General features: G+C 41.7%; 16 protein-coding genes. 7 read left to right on the top strand and 9 right to left on the bottom strand.

The genetic code is table 11. The annotated features are described in order from the left end of the window. Positions 1-295 precede the first annotated feature (295 nt). Positions 296-1,597: a DUF2254 domain-containing protein gene (locus tag UB32_RS00495; protein WP_044390312.1), complete on the top strand. Its 1,302-nt coding sequence runs from the start codon at positions 296-298 to the stop codon at positions 1,595-1,597. Between the two features lie 96 nt (positions 1,598-1,693). On the opposite strand, the gene sda is transcribed toward UB32_RS00495, so the two are convergent. The 3 genes from sda to UB32_RS00485 form a co-directional block, all read right to left on the bottom strand. After that, positions 1,694-1,855: a sporulation histidine kinase inhibitor Sda gene (gene sda / locus UB32_RS20325; RefSeq protein WP_241768391.1), complete on the bottom strand. Its 162-nt coding sequence runs from the start codon at positions 1,853-1,855 to the stop codon at positions 1,694-1,696. 136 nt (positions 1,856-1,991) lie between these two features. Then, positions 1,992-2,675, bottom strand: coding sequence for a response regulator (locus tag UB32_RS00490; protein WP_044390296.1), 684 nt, complete (start codon positions 2,673-2,675; stop codon positions 1,992-1,994). Positions 2,676-2,720: 45 nt separating this feature from the next. Then, positions 2,721-3,863 (bottom strand): sensor histidine kinase, encoded by a 1,143-nt coding sequence (locus UB32_RS00485; RefSeq protein ID WP_044390310.1) that lies wholly within the window; start codon positions 3,861-3,863, stop codon positions 2,721-2,723. A 410-nt stretch (positions 3,864-4,273) separates the two neighbouring features. Between UB32_RS00485 and UB32_RS00480 the strand changes: the two genes are divergently transcribed. Both UB32_RS00480 and UB32_RS00475 read left to right on the top strand, forming a co-directional pair. Beyond that, positions 4,274-4,912 carry a YigZ family protein gene (locus tag UB32_RS00480; protein WP_044390295.1) on the top strand — a complete coding sequence of 213 codons (639 nt, stop codon included), beginning with the start codon at positions 4,274-4,276 and terminating at the stop codon, positions 4,910-4,912. Between the two features lie 94 nt (positions 4,913-5,006). Further along, complete coding sequence (locus tag UB32_RS00475) at positions 5,007-5,987, top strand: LCP family protein (protein ID WP_044390293.1); 981 nt, start codon at positions 5,007-5,009, stop codon at positions 5,985-5,987. 104 nt (positions 5,988-6,091) lie between these two features. Here UB32_RS00475 and UB32_RS00470 read toward each other — a convergent pair whose 3' ends face one another. Then, positions 6,092-7,150 (bottom strand): glycosyltransferase family 4 protein, encoded by a 1,059-nt coding sequence (locus UB32_RS00470; RefSeq protein ID WP_044390292.1) that lies wholly within the window; start codon positions 7,148-7,150, stop codon positions 6,092-6,094. A 406-nt stretch (positions 7,151-7,556) separates the two neighbouring features. Between UB32_RS00470 and secA2 the strand changes: the two genes are divergently transcribed. After that, positions 7,557-9,923: an accessory Sec system translocase SecA2 gene (gene secA2 / locus UB32_RS00465; RefSeq protein WP_044390291.1), complete on the top strand. Its 2,367-nt coding sequence runs from the start codon at positions 7,557-7,559 to the stop codon at positions 9,921-9,923. Positions 9,924-9,929: 6 nt separating this feature from the next. Next, positions 9,930-10,829, top strand: coding sequence for an accessory Sec system S-layer assembly protein (locus UB32_RS00460; protein WP_044390290.1), 900 nt, complete (start codon positions 9,930-9,932; stop codon positions 10,827-10,829). A 258-nt stretch (positions 10,830-11,087) separates the two neighbouring features. Here UB32_RS00460 and UB32_RS00455 read toward each other — a convergent pair whose 3' ends face one another. The 5 genes from UB32_RS00455 to UB32_RS00435 all read right to left on the bottom strand — a co-directional run bounded on the left by UB32_RS00455 (position 11,088) and on the right by UB32_RS00435 (position 18,501). Continuing rightward, on the bottom strand, positions 11,088-12,167 hold the full coding sequence (locus tag UB32_RS00455) for a hypothetical protein (protein WP_044390289.1): 1,080 nt from the start codon (positions 12,165-12,167) through the stop codon (positions 11,088-11,090). A 23-nt stretch (positions 12,168-12,190) separates the two neighbouring features. Then, positions 12,191-13,633, bottom strand: a complete 1,443-nt coding sequence (locus tag UB32_RS00450; protein WP_044390287.1) for an MBOAT family O-acyltransferase — start codon at positions 13,631-13,633, stop codon at positions 12,191-12,193. 154 nt (positions 13,634-13,787) lie between these two features. Further along, a complete protein-coding gene (locus tag UB32_RS00445; protein ID WP_044390285.1) occupies positions 13,788-15,785 on the bottom strand; it encodes a phosphodiester glycosidase family protein in 1,998 nt (665 codons plus the stop codon). Between the two features lie 331 nt (positions 15,786-16,116). Further along, the gene (locus UB32_RS00440; protein ID WP_044390283.1) at positions 16,117-17,292 is read right to left on the bottom strand and encodes a toxic anion resistance protein; all 1,176 of its coding nucleotides are present in this window, start codon (positions 17,290-17,292) and stop codon (positions 16,117-16,119) included. A gap of 642 nt (positions 17,293-17,934) precedes the next feature. After that, complete coding sequence (locus UB32_RS00435; RefSeq protein WP_044390281.1) at positions 17,935-18,501, bottom strand: transposase; 567 nt, start codon at positions 18,499-18,501, stop codon at positions 17,935-17,937. 327 nt (positions 18,502-18,828) lie between these two features. Here UB32_RS00435 and UB32_RS00430 point away from each other — a divergent pair, with 327 nt between their 5' ends. Together UB32_RS00430 and UB32_RS00425 are read left to right on the top strand one after the other, a co-directional pair. Then, entirely contained in the window at positions 18,829-19,500 is a 672-nt protein-coding gene (locus UB32_RS00430; protein ID WP_052806888.1) for a C40 family peptidase, read from the top strand. A gap of 303 nt (positions 19,501-19,803) precedes the next feature. Beyond that, entirely contained in the window at positions 19,804-26,637 is a 6,834-nt protein-coding gene (locus UB32_RS00425; protein ID WP_044390279.1) for a pullulanase, read from the top strand. Positions 26,638-26,729 lie beyond the last annotated feature (92 nt).

Below are 26,729 nucleotides of genomic sequence, written 5' to 3'. Positions count from 1 at the left end.
AATTTTTACTCCTCAAAGCTGATTGTACCTTTTTAATAATAAACTTCCACAGGACCCGTTGAAGGTTTGAAAGGTAAGGTTCCTTGAGCGGAAACCCACTCATATATAAGATCAGGTAGTTTGCTCCGGGAAAGATATTGGTTAGGCGAACCCGGCACATTTCTGATGAAAAAGGAAAATTTTATAGAATTCTCGCCGAAAATCGTTAAGAGTAGGATTTCATAGGATTAAACCAGTCTCAAATGGTCTAAATAAGTAAGGAAAGAGTTGGTAACTAAGGAGCTGGGAAGTTTTGGTGAAAAAAATTGTTTTACAAATAAGGGAAAGTATATGGCTAAAGCCTGTTATTTATAGCGTATTGGCTTTCCTGCTGGCATTAGCAGTGATTTACATCGATCATAACGAATTGGCTTATGGAATAGTCCCTTCGTTCTTGCTAACGAATGTAGAATTGGCACAGATGATTTTAAGTTCGATTTCCGGGGCTCTGCTGACGATGACGACGATTACTTTTTCAACAATCATGGTCGTCCTGACTACCTATTCATCTCAATTTTCTCCGAGGACGCTAAGTAACTTCGTTGAGGATCCGGTGACGCTTCGGGTGCTTGGAATCTTCATGGGAGGATTTGTCTATTCGATCCTTTCATTGCTGTTCATGAATGAAACCTGGTATGAGAGCGAGGTAATCTCAGCTACGGTTGGAGTTGTGATTGCGTTCATCTGTCTCGCATTCTTCGCATACTTTATCCATAATGTCGCCACTTCCGTCCAGGTAAGCACGCTAATCAGGGAAATCACTGAGGGTGCATTAAAGGTCATCAGAAGACAGGAGGATACACTGGAAAGCGAATACATACATGTGATAAATGACAGGAAAGATGCTGGATTCACCTACGAATTCGTACGGGATGTTAAATCCAAGGGGTATGGTTATATTCAGCTTACAGATTATCAGGGACTATTGAAATATGCATCTGAGAATGATCTTGGAGTGGAATCTAATTTCCTGAACGGTGATTTTCTGACCGAAGACAGCATTGCCTTCAGAGTGCATCATAGTGGTGCAATCCACGAGGGTATTGATGCTGTCTTGAATCAATACTTAAAGCTCGGAAAAGAACGGTCATCGATCCAGGATCCTGAATTTGCCCTCCAAAAGATTGTCGAGGTAGCGTTAAGGGCCATCTCCCCGGGCATTAATGACCCGAATACCGCGAGAGTTTGTATTTCTTATCTAGGTGTGGCCCTTTCCCATTTATGCCGTGCCCGTTCAAATGGACGGTATATAGCTTATTATGATGAAGATTCGCAGCCAAGGATTGTCAGAAAGCAAAAACAAACGAAGGATATACTGTATTTATCATTTTATCAAATTATCCATTATGGGAGCAAGGACATCTCCATTCTAACTGCTTTACTAGACGCTTTTCTACTGATTGGAAAAACGGCCGATGCTTCCTTGAAGAGAAGCATATGGGAGCTGTATATCTACAGCATGGAAAAATTTGATTCAAACGAGTTGAAGGAGCTCGACCAGACCTATTTGAACGAGAAAAAAAGAAAACTATCAACGGTACTGGGGATTGCTCTATAGCGGACTCCTGTTTTCTAGACAAAAAATGAGAGCATTCATCAATTGTATAGGCTTAGGAAAACCATTTTTCCCAAAAGGCAAAACAGCAGCACGCCGTTACGAAACATAGGATTGGATGGAGCATGCTAATCCTCTGCTGATCATCTCCTCTAACAGCATTTCAATAAAAGAGTCATCTAAATGCAAGAGGGTTGCCTGTTGGTAAGCTTCTTCTAGTTTTTCATCTGTTAGTTCCCATAGAGTAGAGATTGGAACCACCCCCCGTTTTCTTTCCTTTATTATAACGGAATTTAGGGGAAAATTGTCAGTTAATGGGGAGGCTTTTCTCTTATTTTTCCAACAAAAACCGACAAAAACCCACATCTGCCATGTCGACAAATGTGGGTTTTTCGGCCTATCTCACATCGACCCAACCATTTTTGATGGCGACGATCACTGCTTGGGTACGATCGTTTACATTCATTTTCTGCAGAATATTGCTTACATGATTTTTAACAGTCTTCTCACTGATGAAAAGCGCTTCGCCAATTCCCCTGTTGCTCTTCCCATCTGCCAGCAGTTGGAGGACTTCACACTCACGGCGGGTCAACAGATGGTATGGCCGGCGAATTTCGACTTGAGGTATGTATTTGTCTGGATTATCTTCGTCAGCGGACAGTCGACGGTATTCTTTTACCAAATTGTGAGTCACTCTAGGGTGCAAATAAGAACCGCCATCGGCAACCACTTTTACTGCCTCAACTAGAGCATCTGCGTCCATTTCCTTCAAAAGGTACCCAGTTGCACCTGTTTTTAGAGCATGCGTTACATAGTTCTCGTCATCATGGATCGATAAGATGATCACCTTTGACTCTGGAAACTTTTGAATCAATTCCGCAGTCGCCTCCACCCCGTTCATATGAGGCATATTGATATCCATAATGATAACGTCGGGCTCGTGTTGCTCGACAAGGGTGATTGCTTCACTGCCGTCCTCTCCTTCGGCAACCACTTCAAATGTTGGTTCAAATTCAAGGATCCGTTTTACCCCTTCTCTGAAAAGTTGATGGTCGTCAATAATAACAATTTTTGTTGTCATATTATTCGCCTCCCTTTGCGGCTTCTATCTCTATTTTTGTCTGTTTCATAAATTCATCGGTATTTGGAGGATGACAAGCGTTCCTGTGCCGATTTTGGAATGAATCGTCAGCTCGCCTTCGAGCAGTGCGACTCGTTCTCTTATGCCGAGCAGCCCAAAGGACTCTGGTTTGCTTTCTGTCATATCAAATCCTTTCCCGTCATCCTTGATAACCGCCATGATGTGGTCCTTCTTGATCTCCAGCTTCACCTGGATCGTCATCGCATCCGCATGTTTTAGCGCATTCTGAACGGATTCCTGGATAATCCGGAACAAGGCAACTTCATAATTGGAAGGGAGTCGTCTGTCATCACCGATGTTTGTGAACTGGATTCTAGTAGTTCTATGATACTCTTCGATTGTCTGTAAGTACTTTTTGAGGGTAGGAATTAAGCCGAGGTCGTCAAGCGCCATTGGCCTTAAGTCATAAATGATTCTCCGGACCTCATACAAAGCAGAGCGGACCATCTTTTTCATGCGCTTGATTTCTTGAATAGCCTCGTCTGTCCCGCGCTCTTTATAAATTTTCTCAATCAGATCCGAACGCATCATCACGTTCGCCATCATCTGCGCAGGACCATCGTGGATTTCACGGGAAAGCCGCTTTCGTTCATCCTCCTGCGCTGCAATAATCTTCAGCCCAAAATCCTGCTTTTCCTTCGCAGTTTCAAGCGCCTCCCCCATTTGCCGAATATCGCTCATCATATAGTTCATGACCACACTAATTTGGGAAACAAGATGGTCGGCTCGTTCAATCGTTTCATTCAGTCCAATCAGCCTGCGCTCCAGGTCATCCCTTTTCTCACGCAGCTGTTTTTCCAATTGCCTGGCCATTGTCAAATCCATTTGGAGCTTATGGGCAACTTCATACGCCTCGCGGACCTGCTCTTCAGAATAATCCTTAAAACGCTTGCTTACCTCCGATAACCGTAGCCTTGCCTTCCTTACCCGGATATCCAGCTTGTCACCATCATTAATAATTTGCGCTACTTTTCGCTTAATCTCTGTTAATTCGTCTGTGATCGATTCGTAATCCGTTCGACATTCTTCCCCTATTCGGAAAATTTCGTCCTTGCTGTCTCCCACCGTTTCGATCATTTTTTCCAAAATCAAATCAAGCGCTTTCGTGTCGAATTTTTTAATCGCCATGTAAACTCCCCCAAGGGCGGCACAAAGATATTTTAACTTGAAAACGAATTTGTTACTAATTTTCAACAAGAAAATCATCCCAATTTTGCTGAAAATCGATAGAAAGACATAAATTTGATTTTTCATTCTAAGTCTTATATCCTATTATTTTAGAAGGCAAACTCCTATTTTATCAGCGAAGAGATTCGAAGGTTAGAAGCTATTCTTAACTAAAAAATCAATCAAACGATAGTAATAATTATACCATCCGCACTTAGTTACTGTATTAAAGTTATATTACAATCATAAGACACCATTGTCCCCCGATTGCTGTCCACTTATAATGAATTGTAGCATCAAATGTCCGTGTCGAATATACAAAAATGGTCGAATACTAGGTTGGGAAAATTTCTAAGAGAGGGGAGCTAGATTTGCTTCCAAATTACTATACAGTGAAAGGCTACGGCGAACAAGAAATCGAAATCCAACGATCCCGCTTCATCGCCTATATACAAAGAGCAGAAACAGAAGAAGCAGCACAAGCATTCATCCAGAAAATCAAAAAACAAAACTGGAACGCCACCCACAATTGCTCCGCTTATCTAATCGGCCAAAATGACCAGATCCAAAAAGCAAATGACGACGGCGAACCAAGCGGAACAGCAGGCGTACCGATTTTAGAAGTATTGAAAAAGAAACAGTTAAAAGACACAGTCGTAGTAATTACCCGTTACTTCGGGGGAATCAAGCTCGGGGCTGGCGGTTTGATTCGCGCTTACGGGAAGGCGACGTCGGAGGGGTTGAAGGCGACAGGGGTGGTAGAACGCAAGCTGATGCGAGTAATGCACACGATCATCGATTACACCCTACTCGGGAAAGTGGAAAACGAGTTAAGATCCTCAGTTTACCAGATAAAAGAAATCCACTATCTGGATAAGGTGGAAATAGAGACATATGTGGCGGAGTCACAGACAGAAGCTTTTAATGAATGGATCGTTGAAATGACGAATGGGCAATGCGAAATTCACGAAGGCATGATCCACTATTTAGAAGAGCCTGCTGCCGGTTAATCACCCAAAATTCAATTTACGAAATACGATAAAAATTGTAGAATAAATAGTACTTATAAAAAAGTTGGTTATTATATTACAAAGGAGCTATCTTATGTCTGTTGATAGACGTGTTCTAATGAAGAAACGAAAGAAACGAAGAAGAGTGGTTTCTACCATATTGTTCGTTGTGCTGACCACCTTTCTCATCGCAGGAGGGTATGGAGCATTTTTATACAGCAAAGCACAATCTGTTATCGATGATTCTTATAAACCGCTGGACCGCGAATCTGACAAGCGGGATAAACAAGTAAATCCGAATATTGATAATATTTCCGTCCTGTTTGTCGGAATTGATGACAGCGAAGTTCGCAGCTTCGAATCAGCATCTCGTACGGATGCATTGATGCTGGCAACACTAAATGAGAAAAACAAATCGATCAAACTGTTAAGCATCCCGCGTGATTCGCTTGTCTATATTCCAAGCAAAGGGTATGAAGATAAAATTAACCATGCATATGGGAAAGGCGGCATAACTTCAACTATTGAAACAGTTGAAACTTTGCTCGATGTACCTGTTGACTATTATGTTCAAATGAATTTCGAGGCCTTCATTGATGTCGTTGATGCCCTTGATGGCATCGAAGTTGATGTACCGTTTGAATTACATGAAAAGGACTCGACTGACCGCTCTGGTGCTGTTTACCTGAAACAAGGACTCCAAACGCTCGATGGGGAAGAAGCATTGGCTCTTGCACGTACAAGGAAACTGGACAATGATATTGAACGCGGCAAACGACAGCAGGAGCTTCTCAAAGCAATTATGGAAAAAGCAACTTCTGCTAAATCGATCACAAAATATTCCGATGTAATGGAAGCAGTTGGCGACAACATGCAGACAGACTTATCTTTTAATGAAATTAAAGCCTTGATCGACTATGCTACAGCAGGATCAAACCTCGATATAGAATCGATGTCCTTAAAGGGGGCTGATGCTACAATTGACGGCATATATTACTACCAGCTTGACCAAGAAGCCCTGCAGCAAACGATACTAGACCTAAAAACCCACCTAATGGTGTCGTCAGGGCAATAATCTGCATTGGACAGCGTAACGCTGTCCTTTTTATTTATTATTCACAGCAATAGGAGATTTAGTCCAAAAAAAAAACCGTTCCAATTCAGGAACGGTTTTTACTATTAAGATCGATCTTTTGCTGTTGAATAACGACGGATGAATTTTAGTAAAGGTCGATGGTTTTTGCCCATTAGACCGATGCTTTCTGCTAAAACTTCAATTAGCACCAACAGGCCGGTGATCACAAGTAGTGAACCCCATACCTTTGCCTGGGAGAAAATCACAGCTGTTAATCCGAAAAAAGCTGCCAGGGCATAAATCAAAATAACCGTCTGGCGATGGGAATACCCGAGCCTCAACAAGCAGTGATGCAAGTGTGATTTATCTGGTGCTGATAACGGCTTTTTGTTCAATACCCTTCTGATAATCGCAAAAAATGTATCAGAAATCGGTACACCGAGGATAATAACAGGAACGATCAAGGAGATGACCGTAACATTTTTAAAGCCAAGCAAAGAGAGAACGGCAATGATATAACCAAGGAAGAGTGCTCCTGTGTCGCCCATAAAAATCTTAGCTGGATGGAAGTTATAAAACAGGAACCCAAGGGTGCTAGCAAGCAATATGGAGGCAATGGCGACCACATAGTAGTTCCCCATAATCAACGCCATAAAGGCAATCGTAATCAACGCAATGGATGATACGCCAGCAGCCAAGCCATCCAATCCATCAATAAGATTGATGGCATTGGTTATTCCCACGATCCAGAGAATCGTCAGTGGGATACTTAAATATCCAAATTCAATTACTCCGCCAAACGGAAGATTGATAAACGAAACAAGGACATCGCCCCAAACGACTACGACAACAGCTGCAGCCAATTGGCCAGCAAGCTTTACTTTTGCGGAAAGTTCGAACATATCATCGAATATTCCGGTTAAAATAATGATTAAGCTGCCAAGTATCAGCGGCCAGTGAGTATCACTGTTTGGCTGAAGTATGAGCAAGCCGATGATGAAGCTAATATAAATTGCTAATCCTCCGAGTCGAGGCATAATTTTTTGATGGACTTTTCTATGATTTGGTTTATCCGTCGCACCGATTTTAATGGCAATCCTTTTTACTAGCGGCGTGATCAAAATGGAGGTGATAAAACTAATGAACATTGTTACATAAATCATGTTGGTCCTCCTTAATTAATAGCATAACCAATGCGAATTTTTTTGAACATCTAATTGATGACTTTTTCGTAATAAATTGACAGTTTACACTGTCAATGCCAGCCTTGCTGGGTAAATTTTCAAAGTGAAAATGAGCAAAAGCTCGGATTACCACAAAAAGCATTATAGCATAAGATAGGAATCTGTGAAACAACTATTATTTCTACCTATCGACAAATATCTTCAATATACTCGTAAATTCCCATTTTTGCTTTAAAGCAAACCTTCCAATCTTTTAAATAGACGCTAAGAAAAACAAATAAGTTACCAAGAATGATAGAAAAATTTGTCATCCTGGCAAAACATACTACTATAAGGAAATAAATGATATACTAGTTAACGAATTTGAATAAGGGAGCGTTAAAGGATGCTGTCGATTTTAAAGAAAAAGTTTGGTGATTCGAATGAGAAGAGCCTTAAGAAATATCGAGAGTTAGTGCAACAAATTAATCGAATAGAACCGGAAATGGAAAAGCTCAGTAATGAGGAGCTTAAAAATAAAACATTTTCTTTTAAAGAACAGCTTGCTAGTGGAAAAAAACTAGAGGATATCAAAGTTGAAGCGTTTGCTGTCGTTCGAGAGGCTTCAAAGCGTGTGCTCGGCTTGCGTCACTATGATGTTCAGTTGATCGGCGGACTTGTTCTTAATGAAGGCAATATTGCTGAGATGCCTACTGGTGAGGGCAAAACTTTGGTCGCTTCACTGCCGAGTTATCTGCGTGCACTAGAAGGCAAAGGAGTTCATATCATTACCGTCAATGATTATCTTGCGACACGTGACCGCAACCAGATCGGGAAAATTCACGAATTTCTTGGATTATCGGTCGGGTTGAATATTCCGATGTTGCAGCCTGAAGAAAAACTGCTTGCTTATAAAGCTGATATTACCTATGGAATTGGTACCGAATTTGGGTTCGATTATCTCCGTGATAATATGGTTGCCAGCATCGCACAGCGAGTGCAACGCCCATATCATTACGCAATCATTGATGAAATTGACAGTGTTCTGATTGATGAGGCGAAGACACCGCTTATCATCGCTGGTAAAATGCAGTCCAGTGCTGATTTACACTACATAGGCGCGAAGCTTGCCAAGCGATTTGTCAAGGATGTTGATTACACTTTCGATGAAGAAACAAAGGCAACAAGCCTGACGGATGTCGGAATTGATAAAGTGGAAAAAGCCTTCGGAGTCGATAATCTTTATGAACTCGAACACCAAACTCTTTATCACTATATGATTCAGGCTGTTCGTGCTCATGTGATGTTCGAGCGGGATGTTGACTACATCATTAAGGACGGCAAGATCGTACTGGTTGACATGTTCACTGGCAGAATCATGGAAGGTCGTTCGCTTTCTGATGGCCTTCACCAAGCGTTAGAAGCCAAAGAAGGCCTCGAGATTACAGATGAAAATAAGACCCAGGCCTCGATCACTGTTCAGAACTATTTTAGGATGTATCCAATTTTATCTGGTATGACGGGGACAGCCAAAACCGAAGAAAACGAGTTTCGACTTGTATATGGGATGGATGTTATTCAAATCCCTTCGAACAAACCAGTTATTCGGCAAGATTTGGAAGATCTTGTTTTTGAAACAAAGGCGCAGAAATACAAGGCAGTTACAAAAGAGGTAAAAGAACGCCATTCGAAGGGTCAGCCCATCCTGATAGGAACAACCTCGATTCTCCAGTCGGAAAAAGTCGCCGAATACCTCGATAAAGAAAAATTGGACTTTCAGTTATTGAATGCTAAGACTGTTGAACAGGAAGTCCGACTGATTTCCCAGGCAGGGCAACGCGGCCGGATAACGATTGCAACAAACATGGCTGGAAGAGGAACTGATATCCTTCTAGGTGAAGGTGTTGCTGAATTAGGGGGACTTCATGTCATTGGTACGGAAAGGCATGAGAGCAGACGAGTAGATAATCAGCTAAAGGGGCGATCTGGCCGCCAAGGTGACCCAGGCTCCTCTCAGTTCTTCATTTCCATTGAAGATGATATGTTCCGCCGTTTTGCCCAGGATGACCTAAAGAAACTAAAACCTACCCTTACAACGGATGCAATTGGCGTCATTTTGAATAAAAAAATTCACGAGTTCGTCAATCGTACACAACGTATTTGCGAAGGATCAAACTTCTCCATGCGTGAGTATAATCTAAAGCTTGATGATGTCATCAATGAGCAGCGTAATGTTATTTATCATTTGCGCAACCGCGTTTTGACAGAGCAGGACCAAATTCCGATCATTTTGCCTCTTTTGGAGCGAGCTGTAAGCAGTTTACTAAATAAATATTGCCTTGAGGATGAGATTCCGGAAAACTGGCATCTTGGCGATTTAAAATCCGAGCTGAATCAGTTTTTACCAGTATCTTCCCTTGAATTTCCTGAAGAAAATTTCGACCGTCGTGTCATTGAAAAAATGGTTGCCAAGAGCTTGGAAGAATATAAAACGATGATCGACCGTTCAGGCGCTAACCAAAAGCTACAAAGTGCCCTGAAGGCTGCCAACATCTTCGTTATTGACCGGAACTGGATCCGCCACCTTGAAAGTATGAATAGGCTGAAGGAAGGCATCGGAATGCGTCATTACCAGCAGGAGGACCCTATGCGAATTTACCAGCGCGAAGGCCTCGAACTATTTGAAATAGCCTATTATAAAATCTCAAAGGAAGTTAGTGTCCAGTTTGCTGAGCTGAGAAAATTATCTGAATTACAGGGAGAGGAAGGATAAGGGCCTATGTTTTCATTTTTTAAAAGAAATAAAAAAAATAACATAGAAAAACAAGGGGATGATTCGGTAATTTCATCGCAAGAATTGATTGACGAGGAAGGGACTGTTGAAGAACAAGAGGTTCATACAGTACTCGTCCTTCCTCCATCTCTTACTATTCCGCAGGAGTCGGAGTATGTACTGCGTTTCTTAAACAATGAGCTTCCCCCGTTGAAGCCAAACCAGATCTCCCTTGCAGGCATCGAACTTCGGACTGAGGATAACAAACTGATTGTTTCTGCCTTTGTCCGCAACAGTCTCGCAAAAGGGATCCATCTTTCGGAAACCTCGCTTTTGTTGATTGGGCCAAACGGAGAACAATTGGCAAGAAAGGTATTCAACCTTGCTGATATCGGTGAAATACCAGCAAAATCAAGTGTTCCTTGGCACTTTGTTTTTGAAAAAAGCGATGTATTGTCTGAGAGTATTCCATCGCACGGCTGGAAGCTTGCCTTCGAACTAAGAAAAACCGAAACACATCGGATTGATTTCCATGAAACTTGGGAAAATGCGCTTCCTCAAGAAGAAAAAGACAAGCTAAGAAAAATGGTGGAAGGTCTGCCTGCCTTAAAGCAAGGGGAAGTAAATTTTCTTGGCCTACAGGCTAAGGAAACTGAAAACGGAGACTTACATGTCACAGTATTAATTCGAAATGGAAATACGAAGAACATCCAGATCCATCAGCTGCCTCTGCTGGTTGAAGACGCATCAGGGGCTGTGGTTGCAAAAGGCGGGTTCACCCTCGATAATTTTGAAATAAAAGCCAATACAAGCAAACCATGGACTTTTATTTTTCCAAAAGAATTGGTGTTAATCGAAAAACCGGATCTTTCTAAATGGAAGGTATCGATCGCAGAGAATAATTAGTAATTTGAAAAACCGGGTCTCAAATTGAGAACCCGGTTTTTTTCAAAAAAAATGAAGAGTACCTGTTGCTAGAACAGATACTCTTCATCGGCAAGGACCCAACCTTCGCACATATTTAAAATACAAAACAGGAATTGTGCTACACCCCTATTTTACCACGTTGGCATCTTTATACAAGGATAAAATAAGAAACATTGTCATAATTAAGCAAAGTTTTTTATTGTTACGAAAAGATTGAAGTGGAAAGGGATATAAATCCTATTTATTGCTTACATGAAGTTGCTTTTCTTTTAATTGATCATAGGAGAAATTTTCAAGCTGTGAAGACAGATTTTCCACCTTCTTTTCATATTCCTCTGTAGATTGAATCGGCTTGGTGGCAGCCATTTTTTCCAACAGGAGATCATTTATATAAGGAAAATAATGGGAACGGTCGATATAGTTCCCTACATTGAAAGTAATATCTTCCTCATCCTGAAAGTCATAGACTACGGCGTTCTTATACTTCTGCAGTTCATGATAGATTTTAAGCTTCGTTTCTAATCGAGCTTCGTTGATGCCTGGCTCCTTCTCCTGAATGATCATATGCCTTGTGATCGGATATGGCGTGTAGAGGAAGGTGAATTTAGTATCGGGATATTTCTTGATCATCGGAAGCATGTTTGCCCGAAAGCTTTCCATGTAAGAATCTAATGTATGAGCTGTAGCTGGCGGAGCACTTTGTCCTGCCAATTCCTCTTTCATCGCTTCCACCGTCAGAGGCTTTTTATTGTCGCCAAATTTATAAAAACTGTAGGGATTCACATCGGATTTTACCTGCTGCTGGTTTTCCCATTGATAGCCTATCTTTTTAAACGCCTCATAGCTTAATAGGTATGGAATATCATTGATGATGTTCCGATCGTATAGAAATTTCGGGAAGGTGGCGTCCACACGGTCTGCTTCCCCTGCCAGAGAATCATAGTTGATTTCCCAGAACACATGCTTCACATTTTTGGATTTCATCGCCAGCTCCACTGCTTTCCGCTGCTCTCTTGCAGAAGAACCGGAGATGGTTGCATTAAATGAACTCGTTTGAAAAAGTTCGTTAATCTTCTCTTCTTTAAAATTATGGCCCATTGACGTCCCGACAAATAGCGTTTCGTATTCCAAATTCCTGATCATCCCTGGAATCTGGTAGCGCATATTGAAATTTTTGGTGAAAGTTCGCTTATAAATTCCATTTTTATGATAGTAAACATACGGGTCTGCGATATACACGATTCCGGCAATGAGCAAGAGCACTGCACAGAAGACGGCAATGAATTTAATAACAAACTTCTTATAATTATGCTCCATTTACAAGCTCACCTTCTGTTCTTTTAAAAATTGAAGTATAGGAACTCGGAAATTTTTCCTAGCTGTAAAATCGATACGATGGAAATAAACACGATAAATACAATGTTCCAATTCGTAGGCTTGAATCTCTCCAGCATTTCAAATGAATTTTTTCTAAAGATCACGACAAGCAAACTGATAACGATTAAAAGTACGCTTGAAGTAGAATATAGCATCGGATTGTCTGGCAAAAGCCTAATATTAATGATTGGTTCCAGAACATTCGCCAGCCTTGTTGGAAGCTCGATTTTCCCCATACCGAACATCGCTTTTAAAATCGCAATCGCCTGTGCAAAGTTCTCTGCCCGGAAGAACACCCATGTTGCATTGACAAATTGGAAGGTGATGAACCACGCGAGCAGTTTTGGCATCGAATAACCACGACGGTTCCACCACCTGTAAAGGACGGAAGCAACTCCGTGCAGGAAGCCCCAGAATACGAACGTCCAGCCAGCTCCGTGCCAGAAGCCGCTAACCATAAAGATGATCATGATATTGATGTACGTCCTCGATGGACTAATCCTGCTGCCGCCAAGCGGTATGTAGATATAAGCAGTCAGGAAACGGCTTAGTGTTATATGCCAGCGGCGCCAGAAATCCTGGATATTCACTGCCTTGTATGGCGAGTTAAAGTTAATTGGCAGCATGATGTTGAACAAGAGCGCGGAACCCATCGCCATGTCCGCGTAACCGCTGAAGTCGAAGTATAGCTGGAATGTATAAGACAGGGAGGCGATCCAGGCTTCGACAATGTTCAGGTCAAAGGCGTTTTTGTAGCCATCGTTAGCCCAAATCGCAAAGGTATCAGCGATCATCACTTTTTTGAAAAGGCCAATTCCAAAGATATAAAGACCAAGGGAAATGTTTTTCGCATTCAATCGTGAATTTTCGTTATGGAATTGGGACATCACTTCTTTATGATGGACAATTGGACCGGCAATGAGCTGTGGGAAAAACACAACGAATAGCATATACTCATCAAGCCGGTATCCCTTTGTTTCATAACGATAGCTGTCCACGAGATAAGCGATTTGCTGGAAGGTGAAAAAGCTGATCGCAAGCGGCAGCGCAAGGTGAAGCAAGGGAAAGCTTTCTTTTAGCAAAGAATTCACCGTTTCAATAAAGAAATCCGTGTATTTATAATAACCCAATAGCACGACATTAAAGATTATTCCAATCGTCAGGACAGATTTACGTGTTCCCAGTTTGTTGGTTTTGCCGAGGTATGTACCAACCGCGTAGTTTATCACGACAGAAATCATGATTAAAGGCAGGTAACTTATATTCCACCAGCTGTAAAAAACCAACGACGCCAAAACAAGCGAAATCTTCGCCAACCGCGACAGACCCGCATACTGAAGAACAAAATAAATTACAAAAACAGCAGGAAGAAAAAAGAAAATAAATTCATACGAATTAAATAACACAACACATGCACCCTCAATAAAAATATTCACTGCACAATTATACATAAATAAACAAACAATGTCATATCAAACCGAAACAAAGAACATCACCCCTTTAAAGCGTTGGGGGTCAGACCCCCGACGCTTTAAAGGGGTGATGTATTATTTCCTAATCTTATTGCATCGTTACTGCTCGATGGAGGAACAATGCGTATTGAACGCGGTCTACGGTTCCGTTTGGTCTGTACTCGATTCCATAACCTTTTGTGATCCCGTTTGCGTATAAGCTTAAGATGTCGTTGTATGCAAAGCTTTCTTTTGGTACATCCGTGAAAGGCATTTCACCCGATGCTTGCAACATAAATGCCCTTTGGAGGATCGCAGCCATCTCAGCTCTTGTCAAAGGAGAATTAGGGTCAAACACCGTTCCGCTTTCCTTCCCATTTATAATCCCTGCATTTGCGATCGCAGCGATTTCTTTATAAAAACGATATTCCTTCGGGACATCCAAAAAGTCTATATCCTGCACATTTGTAGTATCCAGCTTTAATGCTCGGACTAGCAGCAATGCCGCGTCCAGACGCTTCAATGTTGATGCAGGCCTGTATGTTCCATCTGGGTACCCTGCAATAATCTCATGGTCATATAGATACTTAATCTGCGGGTAATACTTATTTGTACTTTGAACATCAGAGAACGGCGATTTTTCGTTAGTTACTTTTATAGGAATTTCCTTAGTGAGGTTGCCATAAGTAGCAACAATCACTCCCTCACCTGGTGTTGTTGTTTTTAAAGTTGCGCCGTCAAAAGTTCCTAAAAGGCTGGATAGCTTTAATTTTGAAGGATCATTTGCAATTGGATTATAAAATTGATCTAGTACATACTTTAGTGATACTGTAATGGAATCTCCGACTGTGACGGTAGAGCTGGAAAGACCTACATCAAACATGCTTGCTGTTCCTGTAGGAGCGGTACTAACAGCTTGTAATGAAGTATGGACCGCTCTTTCCCAACCATCAGATGGCTTATTAATTAGCGAAGCCATGTCATTGCCATACCTTCGAGCCATCATGGTTGTCGATCCGCCGCCATCAAGATTTATAGCTTTATAGGCTCCTAGTTTTACAAGGTATTGAGCAAATTCCGTCAAATTCATGCCCTTGCTATAGCCTTCTGCCCTGCCATCTACAGTTACCATGAAAACCTTCGTTAAGGTTTGGTCAACAGCAATGGCTGTTCTTGGGGCACGCTCCAGCGCCCGCTGACTATTTGGATCAATGCTCAAGGAAACATTCCCGTTATCTACAAGTCTAGGACCACTAGCAAGGATGTATTGTGCACCTTTCCATTTATCATCGATATTAATGGAAACCTCTACTTGATCGCCAACTTTCATTTCATTTACAAACTGAAGATTCTCCGTTCCATGGGCAGATAATACAAAACCGTCTGCAGGGATCTTTGTATTTGTAACAGTGTTGTACGGTCGAATTTCACTAACTGTTCCAGTAATTTTATCACCGAATTTTAAGTCTTTATTCTTCGTAGCACCTGTAAAAATAACTTCCATGCCATATTGATTGGAGTTCGTATATCCGTCCATATATTCAGGAGTGTATAAAATTAAATTATTTTCAGTCCTGACCTTATTTATGCTAGTAATCTCCACGTTTGTTCCATTATGAGTGGCTGTAAGATCTAAATCATAGTAATCAATCTGAGCTTTTTTAGAAGCATTAATGCCAAATGCGATTGGCTCATTCACATATTGATCGCGTGTGGAAGCGATAATTCCAGAGTTTATGAGAGTATCATTTTGTGCGATCAAATACATCGGGAGCCTGGTTTTTGTATCAAAAAACGAGCCATTCACAGCCCCTACCACTCTGTTTTCATCTGTGTGGACATATTTCGCTTGAGCTGTTGTACCTGATAGAGTTCCGATTTTGAGCACCGAAAGATCCAACTTCGTATATTGATCCTGAAGATTCACCTCCAGGACTTTAATAGATTGGTCGTATCCATTGATAACTTCCCTATTTTCCTTGTATTTTACACCCGAAGAAACTGGGTATTCTTCATATGTAGCCGCTGAACCCGTTTGCACGCCAACAGACTGATATACAAGAAAACTCGTAATGATGCCGACAACAATCTTCTTAGCTAGTTTCAATTCTTTTCCCCCTATTTACAAACTTCCATTATCTGTTTCTACCATCTTACTTTTACCATAAACCACAAATCTTGTCGAATGGTGAATAAAGGATATTTCTAGGTAATTTTACATATTAAGCCTGATTATCACTAGTTTATCAGAAATGAAATATCCTAAATTTTTAACAAATCGGCTGTGGTTTTGAAAGCAATTTGTTGTGTAGAAAAGCAACGCGGATTTTTGATTAAAGTTGATCAAAGGGGAACAAATAGAACAAGCGAGGTACATCACGTACAATAACGCGTTAAAGCACCGGGGGTCAGACCCCCCGGTGCGACAACTTGCCTAATTAGTCCTTTAACTCCAACAGCTTTTCTCTTAATTCATTTTCCATCACTGCAAGGTCCTGCTCTGCGAGACGACGCTTTGTCCGGCCTTCTTCCTGGATTCTTAAAGTCTCTTCAAGGGTGGAAATCAAGTTTTCCTGAGTCTTTTTCAATGTTTCAACATCGACCAGTCCGCGTTCATTTTCCTTGGCGGTCTCGATCGTATTCGTTTTTAACATCTCAGCGTTTTTAAGTAGTAACTCGTTGGTAGTTTTGGACACCTTCTTTTGTGCTTCCACGGCATGTCGCTGACGAATAAGTGTCAAAGCGATTGCTACCTGGTTTTTCCAAAGCGGTATTGCCGTAACGATCGATGACTGGATTTTTTCAACGAGTGCTTGATTTGTATTTTGGATCAGTCGGATTTGCGGAGCACTCTGAATTGTGATTTCTCTGCTCAATTTTAAGTCATGCAATCTTTTATCAAGACGGTCTGCAAACTGAATCATGTCGTTCACTTCCTGGTACTTCATTTGATCGTTCGTCTCCGCTGCCGCCTTTTTCAAAGCTGGAATCGTTTTTTCATGAAGTTCTTCAAGTTTTATTTCACCGGCTGCGATATAAATATTCAATGCCTGGAAATATTCCTTGTTTCTTTCATACAATTTTTCTAGCATGCCGATATCAGAAAGCAATACATTCTTGCTGCGGTCCAGTTTTACGCTGATCCGATCAATCTGGGCTCCGGTCTTCTGATACTTGGAAAGCATTTCTTGAAGGGAGCCAGACACCCTCCCAAACATTTTTGAAAAGAAGGACGGTTTCTCCGCACTCAATTCATCCGGGCTGATATGGTTCAACTGCTTCATCAAATCGCTGATAATGTCTCCAATTTCTCCTACATCTTTTTTTTGAACATGTTCTAGCATGGTATGAGAAAAAGACAACAGTTTTTCCTGTGCCTGTGTTCCGTAGGTAATCATCGCCTGATGATTTTTTGGGTCGATTTGTTCTGCCAACTGATAAGCCTTTGCCCTATTTTCCTCTGGAATAACATCTATCAATTTTACCGGTTTATTTTCCTGCTTTTTCTCCACGGTCTTTAAAACCAATTCACCTTGCTCGCCAAAAGGGTTGTCGAGCAAATCATCCATTAGACTATCGCTATTTTTCAATAGATCAATTTCCTTTTCCGTCATTTTTTCGGCCTCCAATTTCCCTTTAAGATACTTTGGTTCTTATTCATAGTTAATTAGGGATTTCCCTCATTTATTAGAAAATTCAATTGGGTAATGGTCATCTCACAAAGTTGACAGGCATGTATGAAAAGAAGCTACTTCATACCCCTTTCTATTCCTTCCTAATATACGGATAACACAGGGTCATTGTTTCACTTTTTCCTCATACTTATACTTATACTACACATAAATTCTCTTGTCGTTAACAGTCTAGTAATGTAATGGTTTCTAAGACTTGAGACCTATTATTGGATTAATTCAAAGGAAGATGAATTTATGTAGAGCTAACTTTCTTATTCGCTCAAACCATCGAAATACATAGAAATCGGAAAACTACTAATCGACATTCACATCCTATAGATTTTCATTTCGACATCACTCAAATTATTCCTTCTCGGAAGTCCGTCTCTACCATAACTCTTTCGTAGAAACATGAGAGCAAATGCCTTACCAAGCAGAACTCATAAACAGCCAACTAAACAATCCATCTACACCTATTATACCCCTAGACAAAAGGGAAATCATACTAATGAAAAACTTCACCACACCACCGCAATGGGGGCCAGACCCCCATTGCGGTGGTGTGGTGATGCAAATGTATTTTTAGTTAATTGCTGCAGAATTTTGTTTTAAGGAGATTTCATGATCGATAATTTTTTTATAGTGTTTTTTTGGAGGGTCTGGGAAATAGGATAGAATTCGCTGAGTGGAGATATGCGGATTTTCTCTGTTTGAAATGTAGGCTTGATAACTGCTCCATTTATAGTTAGAAAGTTTCTCAACCACATTCCCTTCCAAAGGGTTGAGGTGAATGTAACGGCTGGCATTCAGAAAATATTCATCAGAGTCAATTAGCTCAGATTTATATCGGCCCTGAAAAACGTGTCCGACCAAGTCGTGACGTTTATTAAAATAAATTCCATATCGTGAGTTAAGCATTTTCATAATCTCTTGTGGATGATGGTTGATGGTTTCCAACAGCAAATGATAGTGGTTGGGCATAAGACAATAAGCATGAAGAGTAAATGGGTGATATACGCGGGTTTCCTCTAATAAATCCATAAATTTGAATCGGTCCTTATCATCATTAAAAATGGGCATTTTCCTATTTCCCCGGTCTGTGATGTGGTAGACCGCTCCAGGGTACCATACTCGCGGTTTACGGGACATTGTAACTACTCCTTTAATTCATTTTGTTTTTCCTTTCTAAACTGAATGGTTTTCGTTCGACTGCCACCTCCTTTGTTTATTCTTATTAAGAATATCATTTTCCATATTAGTAAGAAAAGTCATAGCTCTCCATTTTAATAGAAAATATACTTCATCTAACTACTAGGGTAAATTTCCGCTAAATGATATAGTAGAAAATCAATGAGTGATTCAAAGAATGACGAAATTAGTCGTTTTTTGTAACACAAACGTAATTTTTTTGTTGTTTGTCCGTAACCCCTTTCATTATATGCTATGTTTAACATCTAGCAACGGGGGTAAATAACTTTGTTTAAGAGAATCATAGCTTCTACGATGCTCATCTCACTTCTTGTCACTGTCATTCCGTCCATGGATCAAGCTTCAGCTGCTGGAACAGGTTATCATATTAATGTAAGTTCAGGCTATTTAAATGTCAGAAATCAGCCTTCTCTTTCTGGTAAAGTTTATACTAAACTGCCAAAAGGCTACAATGTAACGGTAACAAGCCAGGATAATGGATGGTCTAGAATTTCTTACAGCGGAAAAATCGGATATGTAAGTTCAAAATATATTGCCCCTGGAAGCACTGTAACAAAATCTTCTACAGTAAGCACTGATTATCAAGTAAAAGCGATTTCTATAGCTAAAAGCCAAATGGGAGTCAGATACGTTTTGGGAGGAACAACTCCTAGCGGTTTTGACTGTTCCGGCCTGGTAACTTACGCATTCAAAAATGCTGGTTACAATAAACTTCCTCGTACAGCTGCAGATATGTATAATATCGGTACTAAGGTTACCTCATACCAACCCGGAGACCTATTATTCTATGCAACTAGCGGTGGAAAGAAAGTAACTCACGTTGCAATTTACATTGGCAATAGCCAGGTGATCCACGCAGCAACTTCTAAAGGTGTTTCAATAGCTAACATACATAACTCATATTGGCAGCCAAAATTCATTGGCGCTAAAAGACTCTAAAACAAAGAAAGGTGGCTGATGAGCCATCTTTCTTTGGTGTTTCCATAAAGCACCCTTTAACCCTTTACCTTACTGGGGGTCAGGCCCCCAGTGCTTTACCGCGTTAATTCCATGGGGGTCTGACCCCCAAAATTTTTTGATTTTTTTGTTTATCGGGAGAAATGTGTTGCAAGCGTTTGCATAATGAGGTATTATTTTTTTGAACGAGTGTGCAAACGATTTCACGGAAATAGTAGAGTTATAGTCTAGAGTCTATAAATACTCTTTTCTGTCACTCTACAAATATTATTGAAGGGGGAAGAAATGGTAATGAAAAAGAACACTAAGCGTAATTTCTCGATCTTCATGACGGCTGTTATGATTTTGAGCTTGTGGCTGCCTTTTGTGCCTGCACCTCAAGCATTTGCAGTAGACTCAAGCGCTGCTGTTGAGGTAACCGACCGTACAGTTCGTGTCAACTACATACGTGAAGATCAGCAGTATGATGGCTGGAACATTTGGGTCTGGAATACTGGCAGACAAAATGACCAGATCAATTTTCAGTCTTATGAAAATGGAATGGCTGCAGCTGATATTGCGGTTGCACCTGAAACTGCCAGCATCGGTCTTTTGATCCGCAGTACTGATAACTGGAACACTGCGGTGAAAGAATTCGATAAGGACCGTATTATTCCCGTAAACAAAAATGATTCAATCACAAAGGCATTCATCACGAGCGGCGTCGAACAGATGCGAATCGTGCCTGATGGCTCTGCACCAGTAATTGATCAGGGAAATGCGACATTCTATTACCGTGACAAAACGCTTTTTGCTAATAACACAATGGATACGATTAAAAAAGTAGAATTGAAGTTTAATGGCGATATCATACCTATGATATATGAGCCTGAGAATGAAAGGTTCGTTGCTACTTATGAAGGCATCCCTAATGGTACAACCCCTTACACTTTTGCTGTAACCATGGAGGACGGAACTACTACTGAAGTACAAGATCCATACAATCCAACTTCAGATATTGTTTTCCAAAAGGGAGAATTAACTGTTGCTGGCACAGTTGCACCAGCCGCAATCGATTACAACCAGAATGCAGTATTGACCGTTGATGTGCAAGGAATGACTAATGAAGTAACCATCAACAAAATCACCGCTGACATTTCGGCGCTTGGCGGATCCAAACAGTTGGAAATCGACCCTGCATTAAAAGAAGTTACCATTGCAGTGGACGACAATATCACAGCTGGAATAAAAGAAGTTCCTCTAACTGTTGTAGACTCTTTCGGAAATCTATACAACGGTACTGCCTCTGTAGAAATAAAAACTCGACAAGCTGTCGGCGAAAATGATTTTGACTGGGATGAATCGATCATTTATTTCATGCTGACTGACCGTTTCTTTGATGGAGACTCTACAAACAATGATCCTTATCATCAAAACTATGATACTACTGACAGGGGAACGTATCAGGGTGGAGACTTCAAAGGAATTACGGAGAAATTAGACTACCTTGATGACTTGGGAGTGAACACCATTTGGATCAGCCCCATTGTAGAAAACATAAAGCATGATGTTCGCTACCAAGATGGTGATCCTTCCTATTACGCTTATCATGGATACTGGGCAAGCAATTTTGGAAAACTTAACCCACACTTTGGCACAATGGATGACTTCCATAACCTGATTGACGCAGCACACGAGCGTGGCATAAAAATCATGGTCGATGTAGTGTTGAATCATACAGGTTATGGCCTTAAAGATATTGATAACCAGGTAACAAATCCTCCTGCTGGCTACCCAACGGATGAGGAGCGGAGTGTATTTAGTGGGCTGCTTCGCCAGGGCAGCAATGTTGGATCTGATGAAGTTCGCGGTGAATTAGCAGGCCTTCCTGACCTCAAGACAGAAGATCCCGCAGTCCGTAAAACTATCATCGATTGGCAGACAGATTGGATCGATAAAGCCAAAACAGCCAAAGGGAATACAATCGATTATTTCCGCGTTGACACTGTAAAACATGTTGAAGATACAACTTGGATGGCATTTAAAAATGCAATCACTGAAAAGATGCCTGAGCACAAGATGATCGGTGAGAGCTGGGGAGCAAGCGCTCAAAATGACTACGGATACCTTGAAACAGGGATGATGGACTCTCTGCTTGACTTCGGTTTCAAAAACATTGCTCATGATTTTGTTAACGGCAAACTGGAATCAGCCAATGATGCTCTGATTGATCGCAATGGCAAAATAGATAATAATGCCACTCTTGGTCAGTTCCTGGGAAGCCACGATGAGGATGGTTTTCTTTTTAAGGAAGGAAATGACGAAGGAAAATTGAAGCTTGCCGCCTCCCTGCAAGCAACAGCAAAAGGCCAGCCGGTCATTTACTACGGAGAAGAACTTGGACAAAGCGGAGCAAATAATTATCCGCAAAATGACAATCGCTATGACCTTGCCTGGGACCAGATTGAAGGAAATGCTATCCTTGATCACTATAAAAAAGTCTTGAACTTCCGCGATGATTATTCAGAAGTATTTGCTAAAGGAGAACGCACAACAATCGGCGGTACTGACGCTGAAAAATTTATCTTTTTTGCAAGAAAATACGGAAATGAAGCAGCATATGTCGGCTTAAATATAGCAGACACTGCAAAAAAAATAAGCTTAACAGTTGCTCCTGGATCAGTTATTACGGATCACTACTCAAATCAAACTTTCACTGCTTCACAAGCTGGAGAAATTACATGGACAATCCCAGCAAAGGCAGATGGTGGAACTGTTTTACTAACAGTGGATGGCGGGGAAATCACAGCAGCGACTTCCACTGAAGATGACGGCGGAAACGGAACAATTGTTGAACCGATTCCTGCGAATCATGTCCGTATCCATTACAAGCGTAACGACAACAACTATGAAAATTTTGGAGCATGGCTGTGGAACGATGTAGCTTCCCCTTCTGCCAATTGGCCGACAGGCGCTACAATGTTCGAAAAAATGGACAGCTATGGCGCATATATCGACGTTGAGCTTAAAGATGGCGCAAAGAACATCGGCTTCCTCGCAATGGACATTACGAAAGGCGATGCTGGTAAAGATGGCGGGGACAAAGGCTTTACAGTCACATCGCCAGAAATCAATGAGATTTTTATCAAGCAAGGCGATGACACGGTTTACAAATACGAACCAGTTGACCTTCCAGCCAACACAGTCCGCGTTCACTATGTACGTGACAATGCTGACTATGAAAACTTCGGGCTATGGTTCTGGGGTGATGTAACATCCCCTCCTTCAAACTGGACAGCAGACGCTCCAAGCTTCGAAAATATAGACCGATATGGTGCGTATGTCGATATCCAGCTGAATGAAAATGCAAAAGAAATCGGGATGATTACCCTAAACAAAGCAACCCAAGAAAAGGACGGCGGGGACAAGAAATTCAACCTTCTCGACAAATACAATCACGTATGGGTAAAACAAGGCGATGACAATGTCTACGTTTCTCCATACTGGGAGCAGGCTTCAGGACTTGTATCTGCTGAAGTTCTCAATGAAAGTACAATTCTATTAGGCTTCACGCTGACAGACGGCCTTACACCTGAAGCATTAACAGATGCTCTTGAAATCAAAGATGCAGACGGTACTGCAGTAACAATCGACAGCGTCGAAATTACAGGCACAACCTCTGTAAAAATTACAGCACAATTCGCTTTAGACAAGCTTCCACTATCCATAACGTATGCAGGCAGAACAGTTTCAGCTGCTTCAGGCTGGAGAATGCTTGATGATATGTATGCATACGATGGAAATGACCTTGGTGCGACTTACAAAGATGGCGGAGCAACATTGAAACTTTGGGCACCAAAAGCATCACAGGTAGTTGCAAACTTCTTCAATAAAGACAATGCAAATGAAAAAATCGGCAGCATTAATCTAGAGAAAGGCAACAAAGGAGTCTGGTCTGTTGACGTAGCTCCTGGAGACCTAAACATCACTGATCTTGAAGGTTATTTTTATCAGTATGATGTAACAAATGATGAAGTCACTCGTCAGGTGCTCGACCCTTATGCAAAATCATTGGCAGCTTTCACCGTTAATACGAAAGGCGAAGCTGGTCCTGATGGAGACACTGTTGGAAAGGCAGCAATCGTTGACCTTAGCGACACAGATCCTGAAGGATTCGACCATGCGAAAATCGATGGCTATGAAAAGCGCGAAGATGCAGTCATCTACGAGGTACATGTGCGTGACTTCACTTCAGACCCTTCAATCGAAGATGACCTCAATGCAAGATGGGGTTCATACAAAGCCTTCGAAGACAAGCTCGAATACATTAAGTCACTTGGCGTTACTCACGTCCAGTTGCTTCCTGTAATGGCCTGGTATTATGGGGACGAAACAAAGATGGCCGAAAGAGAGCTTGATTACGCTGCTGGAGGAAACGAGTACAACTGGGGTTATGACCCGCACAGCTACTTCTCGCCAGATGGGGCTTACTCCCTTGACCCGACGAATCCTGAACTGCGCGTAAAAGAACTGAAACAGATGATTGATGCGATCCATGATGCTGGTATGGGAGTTGTTCTCGACGTAGTTTACACTCATATGGCCAAAGCTAGTCAGCTGAATGATATCGTTCCTGACTACTATGCATTCAAGGACGCTCAGGGTAACTTCCTTGGCGGCTTCGGAAACAACCTGGCAACAAGCCATACAATGGCTGAAAAGCTGATGGTAGATTCAGTGAAATACTGGTTCGAAGAATACAAGATTGACGGTATGCGCTTTGATATGATGGGAGACGCTACCTATCCTTCCATCCAAAATGCGTATGACGCAGCAGCGGATGTGAATCCTGATGCATTATTCCTCGGAGAAGGCTGGAGAACATTCGCAGGCCACATCGCTGAGCCAGAATTAGCTGGAATGGGGGCTGACCAGGATTGGATGGACAAGACAGATGATGTCGGTGTATTCTCTGACGAAATCCGTAATGAATTGAAATCCGGCTTCGGTTCTGAAGGTGAGCCACGTTTCATCACAGGCGGAGCAAGAGACATCAACACCATTTTCAACAACATCAAAGGGCAGCCAGGCAATACCGCTGATGACGATCCGGGAGATATGGTCCAGTACATCGCAGCGCATGATAACTTGACGCTTCACGATGTAATCGTACAATCCATTAAAAAAGATCCGGCAGTACCTGAAAATGAGTTGGAAATCCATAAGCGAATTCGTCTTGGAAACTCAATAATTTTAACCTCACAAGGAACAGCATTTCTTCACGCTGGCCAGGAATATGGCAGAACGAAGCAGTGGAAAGGGGAAGGCGTTCCGGACCAGAAGTACCACGAACTGAAGGATGAACAAGGGAAATCATTTGGATACTTTATCCATGACTCTTATGATTCTTCCGATGCAATCAATATGTTTGATTGGCAAAAAGCTACAAACAAAGAAGAATATGCAGTGAACACCACAACAAAAGCCTTCACACAAGGTTTGATTGAGCTAAGGAAGTCAACGAACGCTTTCCGCCTCGGCGACATGGAATTAGTTGACCAAAACGTAACATTGCTTAATTTCCCTGAAATTCAGAATAATGACCTTGTCATCGCATACGAAAATGTATCGACTGACAATACCGGCAACTATTATGTATTCGTAAACGCTGATAGTCAGCCACGTTCGTTAACACTTGGTGATTACAATTTTTCAGGCGGAAAAGTGCTTGTCGACAGCGATGAAGCAGGTGCAAAGCCTGTATCAGAAAAATCCGGCTTCCGCTTATCAAGAGATACATTAACCATTGATCCATTAACCACAATCGTGATTAAGCTTGACCGCAGAGCAACAGATTCACCTGCTGACAACGGTGATGGAAACCCAAATCCTCCTGCCCCACCAGCTGGAAAGCCTAACACAATCGAGCTTCCTGCAGGTGCAGCAGAAGTCGTAAAAGAAAAGAACCCTTCAGGCATGATCGACGTCATCACGAAGGTAATGGCTAACAAAGTAGCTGAGGTCGTCCATGCGATTACAGCTGACAAAACGAACATAGCTGTTAAACTTGAAAATCCAGCTACCGGTGAAAAAGCGAAAGCACAGCTTCCTATAAGCTTATTTATTGAAGCTGCCAAGAAAAGCCAGCAAGCAACAGTTGAAATTGTTACAGGAAATGCAAGCTACACCCTTCCTGTTTCAGAAATAAATGTGGACGATATTGCTGAAAAGCTAGGTGTGTCAGCAAGCGACGTTCAAATTACAGTATCCGTGAACGTGGTGAAGCCTGACGATAAAAGCAAGCTGAACATGAAATCTGCGATGATCGACTTCACAGTGGAAGCAGCAGCCAGCAACAAGAAAACAGAAATCAAAAAATTCAGCGCGTATGTAGAGCGCGAAATCCTTGGTGACACAAGCTTCAACACTGCCAAAACAGTTGCTGTGAAGCTGAACGAAGATGGTACTTTCAGTTCAGTTCCTACATTATTTGATGGCAATAAGGCAATGATTAAGTCATTAACTAACTCAACCTATACAATTGTTGAAAACGATGTGACCTTCACTGACGTTAATAATGGGATGGACTGGGCAGAGCCGTACATCGAAGCTCTTGCATCCAAGTACATCATTAAAGGTAAGGGTGACGGAACATTTGGAAGCACACAGCAATTGACTCGCGCGGAATTCACTGCATTGCTGGTACGTGCACTGGGACTGCCTGGTGAGCAATACGATGATCGCTTCAAGGACGTAAACGGCAGTGAGTGGTTCAACGATAACAACGCATTGATGGCTGCAATTGAATATGGGATTATCCAGGGAAAAGGCAACGGAACATTCGCTCCTGGTGAAAAGATTACCCGGACAGAAGCAGCAGCAATGATCGGTCGCGCGATGAAATTGGAATTCATCAACTACGACCTTTCAACATTGGATAAAACGAATACACTAAGAAACTTTACAGATGCTGGATCAATCGGCAACTGGGCCAAAGCAGATGTAGAATCAGTGTACCAAGCAGGAATTATAAACGGAAAAGCAACAGACAAGTTCGGTGCAGCAGGCAGCACACAACGTAACGAGATGGCCAAAATCCTCGCTAACTTCCTGGAAAAAGCAAAGTTACTAAATTACTAGGAAAAGCTATAGGACACGGTTCAGACTAGACAAGTAGAGGTGATACTAGACAATCGACTCAATTTAACATACTTTCCTGTTCTGCTAAAAAA

The sequence above is a fragment of the Mesobacillus subterraneus genome (genome assembly GCF_000934845.1).
GTDB classification, from domain to species: Bacteria; Bacillota; Bacilli; order Bacillales; family Cytobacillaceae; genus Mesobacillus; species Mesobacillus stamsii.
This window is presented reverse-complemented; position numbering and strand designations above follow the sequence as displayed.